This window comes from Cohnella sp. (assembly GCF_041641335.1).
Lineage (GTDB): Bacteria > Bacillota > Bacilli > Paenibacillales > Paenibacillaceae > Cohnella.
The window spans coordinates 1-12,575 of sequence record NZ_JBEPYQ010000144.1; the positions used below are offsets into that span (position 1 = coordinate 1).

The following is a 12,575-nucleotide window of genomic DNA, read 5'->3' on the forward strand; positions in this document are numbered from 1 at the left end:
CAAGCTGGCTCAGACGCTCAGCATCCAGCAGCGCACGGCCGACAGATTGCTGCGCAAAATCCGCCTGGCCATGCACAAGTCGGAACCCACGCTCCTACTGGATTTCTGGAGTCGCGAGAAACGCTCCCAGCAACAGCCGATCGTGCGGCGGGTCATGCTGAAGATGCACAGAAGAGCCCGTGCCTTTATTCGGCGGTATTACGGCAGACGCGTGTCCAAATGGAACATGCTGTACTACTATTACGAGTACAGGTTCCGAAGCAACTACTCTCATCATTTTATCGAGGCACTCTCCAGCCTGATTCTTGCCTCCTGCGCGACGATTTACACGTTAAACGAGTACGGAATGCTTCGCGAGCGGAAGGTCGGGGCAGCGGCATAAACAAACACGGCCGGACCGGGATTTCCCTCAGTCCAACCGTTGTAAATGTTTTTCATGAATCTCGCTATCTTTGGCCTCTCGCAGCGGCTAATTCAGAATTAGCGTGAATTACGCTTTTACGAATCTTGCCAGGAACCTTTCGAAGGCGGCCCGGCCCTCTTCGTCCGACTTGTACACGCCCGCGTCTTGAAGCACCGCGTAAAATATGTCGCCGACGTCGGCTTGAAGGAGAAGGCTCACTGCTTGTTCGGAGCCATCCGTTCCGTACCGGTCGACCAGCGTCGAAATCCAATCGGCATGTTTGTTCAAAGGGTGATCGGCATCGGCAATCGCAGCCTCGTCGTAAGGCGTTTTCCCCGTCAAAATATCAGAGATTCGGCTCAATTCGTCTTGCAAGCGGCCCGGAAGCACTGCCAACCCCATCACCTCGATGAGGCCGATGTTTTCTTTTTTAATGTGATGCAGCTCTTTATGCGGATGGAAAATGCCGTCCGGATGTTCGTCGCTCGTACGGTTGTTGCGAAGCACGAGGTCGAGCTCATACGCGCCGTTGTCCTTAAACCGCGCGATCGGAGTGATCGTGTTATGCTCGACGCGCGCGCCGTCTTTCTCGCTGAAAGAGAATATATCCGCGGCGGGGTCGCTGTAACCGCGCCAATCGGCGAGAATTGCGGATGCGGCGTCCAACATCGCCTGGCGATTGCTGGACCGTAAGCGGAGAACGGACATCGGCCATTGCACGATTCCGAGAGAAACTTCCGGATGCTTGCCGTATTCGCGCCATTCCGTCACAGGAGCCGTCTCCATAGGGAAGACGTGACGGCCTGCCTGGAAGTGGTCGTGATTCAAAATCGAGCCGCCTACGATCGGCAAGTCGGCATTGGAGCCGATAAAGTAGTGCGGGAACTGCTCGACGAAATCCAGCAAACGGCTGAAGGTAGCCAGCGAGATTTTCATCGGGATGTGCTCGCCGCAGAAGACGATGCTGTGTTCGTTGTAGTACACGTATGGCGAGTACTGGAAGAACCAATCTTCACCCTGCAGCGTTAATGGCAGAATGCGCAAATTTTGCCTGGCCGGATGGTCCGGCCGTCCCGCGTAACCGACGTTCTCTTTGCACAGCAAACATTTCGGATAGTGGGATTGCGGCAGAGATTTGAGCAACGCGATTTCCCGCGGATCCTTCTCGGGCTTCGAGAGGTTTACCGTAATTTCGAGCTCGCCGTCCGGAGTGCGATGCTTCCAATATCCGTTCTTCTTGATCCGGTCCATGCGAATGTAGTTGGAATCGATGTTCAGCTTGTAGAACCAGTCCGTCGCGCGGGCGACGCCGCCCTCCGCCGTCAGCTCGCGGAAACGACGATTCGTTTCCGAAGGCCGCGGCATGAACAGCCCCATAATGCGGGCGTCGAATAGATCTCTATAGGTCAGCGTATCGTCGGGCACGAGTCCTTGTGCGGCAGCCGCATCAAGAAGCGGCTCGAGCAGAGGAACCGGGCTGTCCGGCAGCTCTTCCGCAGATGGCAGTTCTCCTTCCGCCGGCTCCTTCACGCCGTACAAATCGAGCAGACGGTTGCGAGCGTCGTCCACGTCAAGCGAGTCGATCAGTCCTTGATGAAGAGCGAACGCCGTCAGCTTCTGAATCGCTCCCGCCAATTCACGCTCTTCCGTCGATTCAGGGGTCGTTGTCGATCCGTTCATGCGATAATCCTCCCCTTGTTACTTTTTGTAGCCGTTCGGGTTCACGCGATGCCACTCCCAAGCGCTCTTGACGATGGCTTCGAGCTTATCGCGTTTCGGCGACCAGCCCAGCTCCTGGCGTGCGCGATTCGAAGACGCGATCAGCACCGCCGGGTCTCCGGCTCTGCGAGCTTCGATCTTCGCCGGAATCGGATGACCCGTCACTTCGCGCGACACGTCGATGACTTGCTTAACCGAGTAGCCGTTGCCGCTGCCCAAGTTGTAGATCGCGCTCTCTCCGCCTTGGCGAAGCCGTTCCAGCGCTAAAATATGAGCGTCCGCAAGGTCGCTGACGTGGATATAGTCGCGAATGCAAGTGCCGTCTTCGGTCGCATAGTCGTCGCCGAACACCGAGATGAACTCGCGCTGTCCCAGCGCTACTTGAAGCACGAGCGGCACGAGATGCGATTCCGGATTGTGGTCTTCGCCGATTTTACCCGACTCGTGCGCACCCGCCGCGTTGAAGTAGCGCAGCGATACGAACTTGATGCCGTGGGCAACGTCGAACCAGCGGATCATTTTCTCCATCGACAGCTTGGTCTCGCCGTATGCATTCGTCGGCACGGTCCGGTCGTACTCATCGATCGGCACGCGTTCCGGCTCTCCGTAAGTGGCCGCAGTCGAAGAGAACACGATGCGGGATACGCCCGCTTTCTGCATCTGCTCGAGCAGGCACAGCGTTCCGTACACGTTGTTGTGATAGTACTTGCCCGGGTCCTTCATGCTCTCGCCGACGAGGGAATTCGCCGCGAAATGGATAACGCCGTCAATGTCGTTCTCCTGAAACACCTTCGCCAGGAATTCGCTGTCGCGCAGGTCCCCTCCATAGAACTTGCCGCCCAGCACCGCGTCCCTATGGCCTTGATACAGATTGTCGACGACGACGACCTGTTCTCCCTTTTCCAACAATGCCGCAACCGCATGCGAGCCGATGTAGCCCGCGCCTCCCGTAACCAATACCGCCATCGCTTACGCCTCCCCTTTCAGTTCTCCGACTCCGTCACCGATATCGCACACGTAGAACGCCGGCTTAAGACCGGTAGCAGCTTCGTATTTCTCGCCCACTTCGGAAATAAAGCGTTCCACGGAGTCCTGGTGTACGAGCGATACCGTGCATCCGCCGAACCCGGCTCCCGTCATGCGCGAACCGAGCACGCCGGGTACCGAACGGGCCGCATCGACCATCGCGTCGAGTTCCTCTCCCGTCACTTCGTACAGATCGCGCAGCGAATCGTGCGAAGCGTTCATCAATTGGCCGAAAGCGGCCAAGTCGTCCTTGTTCAGCACTTCGATAGAACGACCGACGCGGTCGATCTCTTCCACGACGTGGCGCGCCCGACGGCGAACGGTTTCGTCCGCGATCAGATGAGCGTTGTCCTCGAATTGCTGCAGAGTCAGCTGACCGAGCAGCGTCAGCTCCGGGAAAGCGGCGCGAAGATCCAGAACCGCTTGCTCGCACTGCGAGCGACGCTCGTTGTACTTGGAATCGACCAGCCCGCGGCGTTTGTTCGTATTGCCGATGACCAGCTTATAATCGCCGGAGCGGAAGGGCACCAGCTCGTATTTAAGCGTGTCGCAATCGAGATGAATGGCATGGTCCTTGCGGCCGTTGGCCACCGCGAATTGATCCATGATTCCGCATTTGACGCCGATAAATTCGTTCTCCGCATGCTGCGACCAGAGCGCGATCTGCACCGTATCCGTCGGCTTGCCTTCTAGAGTCAGCAAGGCGTAAGCCGTTACGACTTCGATGGAAGCGGAGGAGGATAGTCCCGATCCGTTCGGAATTTCGCCGTGATACAGAAAATTATATCCGCGGCTCAGTTCGATACCGCGCTGCTTCAACTCCCACACAATGCCCTTCGGATAATTCGCCCAATCGTCTTCTTCGTTAAACGCGACTTCATCCAGAGAAACTTCCTTTTCTGCCGGGAAATTCGTTGAAGCGAAACCAAGCCTGCGATCCTCGCGCGGAGCGATCAGCAGCGTCGTGCCGAATGTGAGCGCCGCCGGAAAAACGGCCCCCCCGTTGTAGTCGGTATGCTCGCCGATCAGATTAACCCGTCCAGGCGCCTGAAACGCCGTTATGCTTGAAACATCCCCGCCGAATTGCTCTACGAACCGCTTTTTCAACTCCGTAAGCTGTGCCATAAGGAATCCATCTCTCCTCCGATTAGTTCTTCGTTTGATCTTATTATAGCGATAATCCCGAGAAATCCGAAATGGCATGAAATGCTCATCATATGGAGTAATGTGACTTTTGGGAAAGAAGGATTGAAATTGTCGTGGTATAATCGGATAAGGTTGGGAAGAGTTACCTGTAAAGTCACGAGGAGTCCGAGGCAAGAAAAGTCACGGGAAGAAAGGAAGCGTTACGATGGCCAAGCAAGCGACCTACCGCGTCGCGTCCAATCCCTTCGGATTTCGGAAGCGGGAGCTGACCGTTCTATTCGCCGGGGACAGCCAGACGAATCCGCAGCACCGCATCGGGCCCAAGGTGGTCGATTATTATTTGCTTCATCACGTGCTGTCCGGTCGGGGGGTGTTTCGCATGGGAGACGTCGAGCTCGCGCTTGGGCCGGGGGACAGCTTTCTCATCTACCCGGGCAAATTGTTTCATTATGTATCGGATGAGATGAACCCGTGGAGGTATCGTTGGGTTGCTTTTTCCGGTTCGAGCGCGGCAGCTCTTGTACGGGATGCGGGGTTCGATCCGGAACGGCCTTGGACGCATACGGGCGAGGATAAAGCTCCCGGAGAGAGGTGCCGCGCGATCTTCGAAGCATTCAGAGAAAGAAGCGGCTCTGCGTCTCTCGCCGCATCGGGCCATCTGCATCTGCTGCTGGCCAGTCTTCGCGAAGCTTCCGGGGATTCCGCGCCGGCCCTTCCTCGCCCAGGTACGCATAGCGAAGAATTAGCCCGCCAAGTCATCGGCTACTTGTCCACGCAATACGCGGAGCCGATCACCATCGAAGGCATGGCCGAGGCGCTGGGCTACAATCGCGCGTATTTGTCCCGCGTGTTCAAGCAGCACGCCGGCGTTTCTCCGGCGACCTTCCTGACGAAGCTGCGCGTCGATCAGGGGAGGAGGCTGCTTCGCGAGCGGCCGGAGCTCACGGTGGAGCAAATCGCTTCGTCGGTCGGCTTTCAGGATGCTCTGTACTTCTCCAAGCAATTCCGACGCTGGTACGCGCAATCGCCGACGGAGTACAGATCTGCCGTCGGCGATGCGTTGAAGATGAAATAAAGCGAGAGAACGAAGGGCGGCACAGATAAGTCGGCACGGGACGAGTGAGTCCGCGGGGAGACCGAGTCAATGAGCCGGAAAGTTACCAGGCGAATACAGGCTCCCATCTTCCCGCGACTTCCTTCGCATCGTTGAGGAACTCGTCGGGGAACGTCCGATTCAGCTTAAGCAACGTTTCGTCCGAAGCGCCACCAATCCGCTTGAGCACAGCTTTGACGATGTGCGGCCAGGCCACCTCCGTACCGTCGGTTACCGCCAAGGCTACACCGATCCGCTCTCGCCGAAGCCCAAACGCGAATACGCCGTGCGCACCGCTCTTAGCGACGATGTTCGGATCTTCTAGCAGCAGGCTCGCCAGCCGGTAACGACCTTCGACGAGCTCGGGATAGGCGTTCATTGCCGCAGCCATCCGTCCCGCCGCTTCGGCTGCGGCGCAATCCGAGGCAAGCTTGGGCGAGGCCAGCCGTCCGTAAGCTAGGGCAAGCGAGCGCAGCGGCAACGCGGCGACGGGAAAGCCGCAGCCGTCTTTGCCGATCGTCTCTTGCTCGCCAGCCGATTCGGCCCACAGCTTGATGCGGCGGATGACTTCCTGCTGTGCGGGATGATCCGAGCGAATATAGCCTTCAAGCGGCCACCCCTTCAGCTTGCTCCAAGCCAACAAGCCCAGATGCTTGCCTGCACAGGTATGAAACAGCTTGCGGGGTTTGCCCCCGGCTGCCACATATTCGTCTCGCGAACGGCGGCCGACCGGCAATGCAGGCTGAATGGCAAGCAGTTCATCGTCCAGACCGGTCCGCTTCAGAATATCCTCCAGCACCTCCACCTGCTCGCGGCTTCCCCGATGCGATGCCGCGAGCAGCGCCAGATGGCGCGGCTCGAAGCCATACGCTTCGACGGCTCCGTCCAGCAGCGACGCGATCGCCTGAATCGGCTTGGCGGTGGAACGAACATAGACGGACTCTTCCGCGTCTCCGCACGCATGCAGCAGCTTGCCGTCCTCCGCCGATACGACTGCGATCCTTCCTCTATGAACGTTTTCCGGCATGCCGCCTCTATTCATAATCAACAGCGGAACGTCCGCCGGTATCGAATTCGTACTCATGACGACTGTTCATCCTTTCGATGTCTATGCCTTAAAGAATCGTTCCGGCGGCCTCTTTCTCCCGGGATGCTTCCGTTCCTTCTCCGAAATTCACCGCCTCGGCTACCAGGTACAGCGGACGCCCTTTCGATTCCTCGTAGGTCCGGCCGATATATTCTCCCAGCACGCCGAGCAGCGACAGCGTGATGCCGTGAAACAGAAGGCTGATCGCGATCATCGAAGTCCACCCTTGCATCGTCGTGTCGGTGAACAAGCGCTGGTACAACACGACGAACAGATAAACGAAACCCACGGCAGACAGCACGAAGCCGAGCACGCTGGCGATCTTCAGCGGTCTCGTGGAGAACGAGGTCATCGCGTCCAGCGACAGTCGGATCATCTTGCGCAGCGGGTATTTCGTCTCTCCCGCGAACCGCTCGTCCCTCACGTAGTCTACCGAAGTCTGCTTAAAACCCGCCCAGCTGACAAGGCCGCGAATGAAGCGGCTCCGCTCGCGCATTGAGGTCAGCGCGTCGCACACCTTGCGGTCCATCAGACGAAAATCGCCCGTATCCACGGGAATGTTCACGGAAGTCATCGAACGCAGCAGCCTGTAGAAAGCCGCCGCCGTCAATTTCTTGAACCATGACTCCCCTTTGCGCTCGATCCGCTTGCCGTAGACGACGTCGTAGCCTTCGCGCCACTTGGCGACCATGTCGGCGATCAGTTCGGGAGGGTCCTGCAAGTCGGCGTCGATCAATACGACCGTTCTGCCGGACGCATGGTCCATCCCGGCCGTCACCGCGATCTGATGGCCGAAGTTGCGCGAGAATTCCACCAGCTTGACGCGGCGGTCCTCGGCGCACAAGGAGCGTACGATGTCCGCCGTCCGATCGCGGCTTCCGTCGTTTACGAACACGATCTCGTACGTCTCCCCCAGTTTGTCCAGCACCGTCTTCAGACGGCGGTACGTAACCTCGATCACTTCTTCCTCGTTGTACATCGGAACGACAACGGAAAGAAAACAGCCTTTCTGCACGATTCAATCTCCCTTCTATCTTCGTGATCAAAAGCGGACTTAGAAGCCCCAGCTTGGCAGCCAACGTATCATCACGTTCATCCATTCCCGGCTGATCGTCATGCCCGTATAGACCGGGTAGAACCAGATGAACAGGCCGGCCGCCGCGATTCCGACCGCAAGCGTCACTCTGCGCCCGTTGTAGCCGCGTTCCTCGAACCAACGGAGCATCCAGACGATGGACAAAATCAACAACGGCACCATCGGGAAGTAATGATACAGGAACGTAATGCTTCGAGGCGCGATCATCCACGGGACGTAAAAGCTTAAGTAAGCGACCGTCAGCGTCAGCACGATGCGATCTCTTCGCCTGAAGCCGAGCCACCATGACGCAAGCAGCGCCGCCAGTCCACCCCACCAGATGAGCGGATTGCCGATCGCCGCGATGCTCTGGGCCTCGCCTTTGTCGAGATCCTTGCCGCCGTAGTACCAGACCGGTCGGATCATGAGCGGCCAAGTATACCATTTCGAAGCGTACGGATGATCTTCCTTAACGCCTTTGTGATAGTCGTACATATTTTTCTGGAACTGCCACAAGTCCTTGTAGCTGTCGTCCGCCTTCGTCGCCTTGATGAACGGCGCGTACGTCGCCGAATAGACTCCGACCGGAACCGCCACGTAGAAAATAACACAAGCCATCAGTGTCAGCACGATGCGCCGCGCGGTATCGAAGTCACCGGCCATCCGTCCTTCCCGCCAGCGGCGGACGAGCGCGAACGCGAGCAAAATCGCCAGCCCCGCTCCCCCGTACAGATAGTTCCATTTGACCGCTGCGGCCGCGCCGAAGAACAACCCGCTAAGCGCGAGATAGCCGAGCGCCCGCTTAAAGCCGCCGTTCTGCCATTTCGTTTCTCCGAACCGGTGCATGCCGTAAAACATCAGAATCGTAAACGTCACGCCCGAAATGTCCACGTTGGCCGAACGGGAATGCACGAGATGGAACCCTTCCAGCACAAGCAGCAGCGCCGCCAGCGCCGCGTATCTCGTCCGCCCGAACATTCCTTTGGCAACGGCGTAGAAGAGCGGCACCATCAGCGTGCCGACGACTCCGGCCATGAAACGCCAGCCATACGGCGTCATATCGAACATGCGAACGCCGAACTCTAGAATGATTTTGCCGAGCGGCGGGTGCGTGTTCTCGTACGGCTCCATGACCTCGATGAATTCGTACGCCGTGCGCCCGTGATAGATCTCGTCGAAATACATGCCGTTGCGATAATCCGGCCGGTAAGGCGCCCACTGTTGCTCGTCGAACACCTCTTGTCCGCCGCCTTCCGAGCTCGTCGAATTGCCGCTTCCGGACTCGATATTCATGACCGGAATCGGAATGGATTCGACGCCCTTCGTGAAGAAAGCCGCTTCGTACAGACGATAGCCAGTACGAACGGTCGTAAACTTCATATAACGCGCCTCGACCGACTTGTCTTCCGACTTCCACGTAAATACGCGATTCGTCTTGTGCTCGACTTTCGCATAGGATTCCCATTTTTGCCCGTCCGACGACCATTCGATATTCGTCTCGCCTTTGGCTCCGGGTCCCTCGTACAGGTTAAGCCTGTCCACCTTCCTAGCTTCGCCGAAATCGACGGTGAAATAATCCCCCGCCTTGCCCGGCATCCAGAACGTCTGGGGCGCGGTGCGGTTACCCAGATCGGTAAAAGTCATAATCGCTGAAATCGCGGTAAGAAGAATGACCAGTATAAGGTCTAACGGCGTCCACCGCCGATCCTCGCGGTGATGGGAGGATGCCCCGCCCCATTGCACCGGAGCGGATCGGGCAGTCTCATGATAGTCCATTTCCGTCCTCGCTTTCGATTTTTACCACAGTTTTTTCCTGTCCCTATTGTAGACGAACCGTCGCTCTCTGGAAAGAGCGCGATTCATTTTGGCCGAATCGGGTAATTCAAATCAGGCACCGTATCATCCCTAATCAAGGAGGAATACCCTATGGCGGAAACGAAACAAGCGATTAAAGGAGTCGTGATCGGGGGCATGATCGGGGCGGCGGCCGCGCTGCTGCTCGCTCCCAAATCCGGCAAGGAGCTGCGCAAGGATATCCGGGACCGTTACTCGTCCGTTCAGGACCGAACGAAGCAGTTTGTCGCCGACGCCGGCGGCAAAACGCTGGAGCTGGCCCAGCAGGTCGGACGGAAAACGGCCGATATCGCGGACAAAACCCGTTCCATCTTGACCGAGGTCAAGGAAGAGATTCAAGAGCAGGGCGCCAAAACGGTCGAAAGCGTCCGCAACGGATCCATGGTCCAGGACTTCAAGGACATGCAGAAAATGGGCAAGGAAATGAAGCAAATGAAAACCGAAAGCGAGCTTGAAGAGGACGGACTCGTGAACGACCCTATCCAGAACCGATAAAATGAAGGAATGGCGGCGTAAGGGAAATCCCTTCGCCGTCATTTTTCGTTGCCAAGCCACACATGAGATTGAAAATAAAAGAGCTGCCCCATACTGGATGGGACAACTCCTGTAGATTGCTTTGATTGCTCATTCGATGAAATCAAGAACGTCAGCCGCTTGCTTCGTGCGGGACTTTGTCGGCTTCGAGCTTGGCCCGGAGCGTATCGACGGTCGTATCGTCCTCCAGCAGCGCCGGGACGAACAGCGGTTCGCAGCCTTCCTTCAAAAAGCTGGAGCCTTTCAGGTGATAGCCGTATTGCCGGGTCAGCTCGTACAGCTTGCAGAACTTCTCCGCCGCATCCACGGCCGCCCCGAACTTGGAGTATACCGCCAGCTGATTGCCGAAGCCAAGCGGATTCACGCGGGAACAGATCGTCAGGTGGAAATCTCCGCCTTTCTCCAGTACGAACACGTCGCTCTCGGAAAATGCGATTTGATATTTGACAGTCATGTTCACCCTCTCCCTCTACGGAAAGATTAAAGCTTCCGTTACGGCTAATTACACCGTTTGAGAGAAGATGAAACGGTTCCGCGCTTCCTTCTCGCTCCTGCCTTACTCCAATTTCCGGACGAACGGCTTCAGCTTGTCGATGGCCCGCTTCTGGATTCGGGAGATGCTCATCTGCGATACGCCGAGCTTGTCCGCGATCGTTCGCTGGGACAATCCCGCTTCGAATACGAGGTCCAGCACCGTCCGCTCCTCCGGCTGCAGATGCTCCATCGCCTCCCGCAGATCGAGCTTCCGTTCCAGCGCTTCGTAGTCGTCGGAGGGGGAGCCGATCAGATCCCCCAGGACGGCCGCGTTGTCGTCGTCCGTCGTCGGCGTATCGAGCGATACGTAATGGTATAAGTCCCTCCCGGCCAAAATCTCCAGCGTCTCTTCGACTCCGATGCCGAGCCGCTCCGCGATCTCCTCCACGTTCGGGGAGCGCTCCAGCTCGGTCGTCATCTCGTCGATCGTATTTTGAACGACCAAGCTCATCTCCTTGATCCTTCTCGGCACTTGGATGTACCAGGATTTGTCCCGCAGGTAGTTTTTCATATGGCCGATCATGCTCTTCATCGCGTAAGGCTCGAACGGCATGCCGAGGCTCGGATCGAACTGCTTCAGCAGCCGGAACAGGGACATCTGGCCCACCTGGAACAGATCGTCGAACAGATCCGGCCGATTCCGCGACATCTTGTTCGCCGCCACTTTAACCATCGGCTCGTAATGCCTGATCAGCTTCTCGGCCAACTCGGCGCATAACGTTCGCTGGTACTCCAGCAGTATCGCAATCGCGTCGTCGGGCAGACGCTCGGAATGGGATACGCTCATGCAGTCTCTTCGGAGGCCGGCCTTTTCTTAGATAACGTAACCGCGGTTCCGCCGTCCTGCTTGACTTCCACGCGGTCCATCAGCGCCTGCATCAGATATAGCCCCAATCCGCCCGACTGGATTTCGTCGATTTCTTTGCCGTGCATAACAGGCGCTTCCTTGCTCTCGTCGACGACGAAGCTTTTGCCGAAGTCCTTGACCGTAATGATCAACTCTTCGCCTAACGTCTGGAACGTCACTTCGATGTTCCCGCTCAGGTCCCCGTACGCATGCAGAACCGCATTGTTGCACGCCTCGGATACAGCAACCTTCATGTCTTCGATTTCCTCGAACGTGAACTTGAGCTTGGTCGCGATTCCGTACAAGGTCAGACGAACCAGGTCCACGTACTCGGGCAACGCGGGAATGCTTAACGTAACGACTCTTTCGTTTACCATGGAATCTATCCTCATTCCTCTCTTCGTACTCATATCAACGATTCCGGCTTCGTCAGAAATGGAGTTATTCCCGTCATATCGAACAGCTTGCGGATATGGGAAGGAATATGTACAACGTCGAACGATACGTTGCGCGCGTGAAGCGCCTTGGCCAGGGAAATCAAAATCCCGATGCCGGTGCTGTCGATGTATTTCAACTGTTGGATATCCAGGGTAATCCTTCTGTCCGCTTGCTCGATCAACGAGTTCAGAGCCGCGCGCATGCGGCTTGCGGCCTCCAGGTCGAATTCGCCCCCGATGTGTACGATCGTCCGGTCTTCCGCATGCTCCGTTCGGAGCGAAAGTTTCTCCATTGGCATGTACAATTCCCCCTCGCTTCTCGTAAAAATAACTCTCCAATCCTGTTATAACCCGTATTCGCCAAGATTGAAACAGGTCGAATAACGGTTAACGGATGCGGAAACCTAATCTGGATCGGAGGAGTATCTTTATGTCCTTGTATTTCGGGTCTTTGTACTGGCCGAATTCGTTGGCCCAGCCTGTCAGCTATCCCGAATTGCGCGGCGATGTCAGCGCAAAGGCCGTCGTCATCGGCGGGGGAATGTCCGGGGTGCTCTGCGGTTACGTCCTGGCCGCCGGCGGCATCGAGACGGCGCTGATCGAGCAGCAGCGCATCGCATCCGGAAGCACGTCCGCCAATACCGGCCTGCTTCAGTATTCCAACGATACGATGCTGAGCGAGTTTGCGCGGACGCTGGGAGAAGCGCACGCCTTGCAGTTCTATCGGGCCTGCAAGCATGCCGCGGAGAAAATCGCCGATATCGCGGAGAGGCTGCCCCGAGACGTCGGGTTCAAACGGCGCAGCAGTCTCTATTATGCG

General features: G+C 57.2%; 14 protein-coding genes. 4 read left to right on the top strand and 10 right to left on the bottom strand.

Annotated features, from left to right (window positions below):
* Window positions 1-382, top strand: a 382-nt coding sequence (locus ACESLM_RS29110) for a hypothetical protein (protein ID WP_372637870.1), incomplete at its 5' end; no start/stop codon positions are given.
* 108 nt (window positions 383-490) lie between these two features.
* Here the strand turns inward: ACESLM_RS29110 and ACESLM_RS29115 are convergent.
* From ACESLM_RS29115 to ACESLM_RS29125, 3 genes are read right to left on the bottom strand one after another with little or no spacing between them, the layout of a single operon-like run.
* Window positions 491-2,083, bottom strand: a complete 1,593-nt coding sequence (locus ACESLM_RS29115; RefSeq protein WP_372637873.1) for a UDP-glucose--hexose-1-phosphate uridylyltransferase — start codon at window positions 2,081-2,083, stop codon at window positions 491-493.
* A gap of 18 nt (window positions 2,084-2,101) precedes the next feature.
* Window positions 2,102-3,088 (bottom strand): UDP-glucose 4-epimerase GalE, encoded by a 987-nt coding sequence (gene galE / locus ACESLM_RS29120; protein WP_372637876.1) that lies wholly within the window; start codon window positions 3,086-3,088, stop codon window positions 2,102-2,104.
* Window positions 3,089-3,091: 3 nt separating this feature from the next.
* A complete protein-coding gene (locus ACESLM_RS29125; protein WP_372637879.1) occupies window positions 3,092-4,273 on the bottom strand; it encodes a galactokinase in 1,182 nt (393 codons plus the stop codon).
* A 226-nt stretch (window positions 4,274-4,499) separates the two neighbouring features.
* On the opposite strand from ACESLM_RS29125, the gene ACESLM_RS29130 reads away from it, so the two are divergent.
* The gene (locus ACESLM_RS29130; protein ID WP_372637882.1) at window positions 4,500-5,369 is read left to right on the top strand and encodes an AraC family transcriptional regulator; all 870 of its coding nucleotides are present in this window, start codon (window positions 4,500-4,502) and stop codon (window positions 5,367-5,369) included.
* Between the two features lie 82 nt (window positions 5,370-5,451).
* On the opposite strand, the gene ACESLM_RS29135 is transcribed toward ACESLM_RS29130, so the two are convergent.
* The 3 genes from ACESLM_RS29135 to ACESLM_RS29145 are packed head-to-tail and all read right to left on the bottom strand — an operon-like array spanning window position 5,452 to window position 9,325.
* Window positions 5,452-6,471 (bottom strand): asparaginase, encoded by a 1,020-nt coding sequence (locus ACESLM_RS29135; protein WP_372637884.1) that lies wholly within the window; start codon window positions 6,469-6,471, stop codon window positions 5,452-5,454.
* A 31-nt stretch (window positions 6,472-6,502) separates the two neighbouring features.
* Entirely contained in the window at window positions 6,503-7,489 is a 987-nt protein-coding gene (locus ACESLM_RS29140; protein ID WP_372637887.1) for a glycosyltransferase family 2 protein, read from the bottom strand.
* Window positions 7,490-7,528: 39 nt separating this feature from the next.
* A complete protein-coding gene (locus tag ACESLM_RS29145) occupies window positions 7,529-9,325 on the bottom strand; it encodes a phospholipid carrier-dependent glycosyltransferase (RefSeq protein WP_372637889.1) in 1,797 nt (598 codons plus the stop codon).
* 150 nt (window positions 9,326-9,475) lie between these two features.
* Between ACESLM_RS29145 and ACESLM_RS29150 the strand changes: the two genes are divergently transcribed.
* Window positions 9,476-9,898: a YtxH domain-containing protein gene (locus tag ACESLM_RS29150; protein ID WP_372637892.1), complete on the top strand. Its 423-nt coding sequence runs from the start codon at window positions 9,476-9,478 to the stop codon at window positions 9,896-9,898.
* A gap of 151 nt (window positions 9,899-10,049) precedes the next feature.
* Here ACESLM_RS29150 and ACESLM_RS29155 read toward each other — a convergent pair whose 3' ends face one another.
* From ACESLM_RS29155 to ACESLM_RS29170, 4 genes are all read right to left on the bottom strand, one after another.
* Entirely contained in the window at window positions 10,050-10,391 is a 342-nt protein-coding gene (locus ACESLM_RS29155; protein WP_372637896.1) for a hypothetical protein, read from the bottom strand.
* A 102-nt stretch (window positions 10,392-10,493) separates the two neighbouring features.
* Window positions 10,494-11,258: a sigma-70 family RNA polymerase sigma factor gene (locus tag ACESLM_RS29160; RefSeq protein WP_372637899.1), complete on the bottom strand. Its 765-nt coding sequence runs from the start codon at window positions 11,256-11,258 to the stop codon at window positions 10,494-10,496.
* Window positions 11,255-11,695 (bottom strand): anti-sigma B factor RsbW, encoded by a 441-nt coding sequence (gene rsbW, locus ACESLM_RS29165; protein WP_372637902.1) that lies wholly within the window; start codon window positions 11,693-11,695, stop codon window positions 11,255-11,257. The genes ACESLM_RS29160 and rsbW overlap by 4 nt, the downstream gene beginning before the upstream one ends.
* Window positions 11,696-11,724: 29 nt before the next feature.
* Window positions 11,725-12,054, bottom strand: a complete 330-nt coding sequence (locus ACESLM_RS29170; protein WP_372637905.1) for an STAS domain-containing protein — start codon at window positions 12,052-12,054, stop codon at window positions 11,725-11,727.
* 131 nt (window positions 12,055-12,185) lie between these two features.
* Here ACESLM_RS29170 and ACESLM_RS29175 point away from each other — a divergent pair.
* Window positions 12,186-12,575 (top strand): FAD-dependent oxidoreductase (locus ACESLM_RS29175; RefSeq protein ID WP_372637907.1); only part of this gene is annotated, 390 nt, incomplete at its 3' end.

Excerpts from the sequence above, each read along its gene's own strand:
- ACESLM_RS29135 (WP_372637884.1), bottom strand. The coding sequence starts at position 6,471 with ATGAGTACGAATTCGATACCGGCGGACGTTCCGCTGTTGATTATGAAT.
- ACESLM_RS29155 (WP_372637896.1), bottom strand. The coding sequence starts at position 10,391 with ATGACTGTCAAATATCAAATCGCATTTTCCGAGAGCGACGTGTTCGTA.
- galE (WP_372637876.1), bottom strand. The coding sequence starts at position 3,088 with ATGGCGGTATTGGTTACGGGAGGCGCGGGCTACATCGGCTCGCATGCG.
- ACESLM_RS29125 (WP_372637879.1), bottom strand. The coding sequence starts at position 4,273 with ATGGCACAGCTTACGGAGTTGAAAAAGCGGTTCGTAGAGCAATTCGGC.
- ACESLM_RS29145 (WP_372637889.1), bottom strand. The coding sequence starts at position 9,325 with ATGGACTATCATGAGACTGCCCGATCCGCTCCGGTGCAATGGGGCGGG.
- rsbW (WP_372637902.1), bottom strand. The coding sequence starts at position 11,695 with ATGGTAAACGAAAGAGTCGTTACGTTAAGCATTCCCGCGTTGCCCGAG.
- ACESLM_RS29115 (WP_372637873.1), bottom strand. The coding sequence starts at position 2,083 with ATGAACGGATCGACAACGACCCCTGAATCGACGGAAGAGCGTGAATTG.
- ACESLM_RS29170 (WP_372637905.1), bottom strand. The coding sequence starts at position 12,054 with ATGCCAATGGAGAAACTTTCGCTCCGAACGGAGCATGCGGAAGACCGG.
- ACESLM_RS29150 (WP_372637892.1), top strand. The coding sequence starts at position 9,476 with ATGGCGGAAACGAAACAAGCGATTAAAGGAGTCGTGATCGGGGGCATG.
- ACESLM_RS29160 (WP_372637899.1), bottom strand. The coding sequence starts at position 11,258 with ATGAGCGTATCCCATTCCGAGCGTCTGCCCGACGACGCGATTGCGATA.
- ACESLM_RS29130 (WP_372637882.1), top strand. The coding sequence starts at position 4,500 with ATGGCCAAGCAAGCGACCTACCGCGTCGCGTCCAATCCCTTCGGATTT.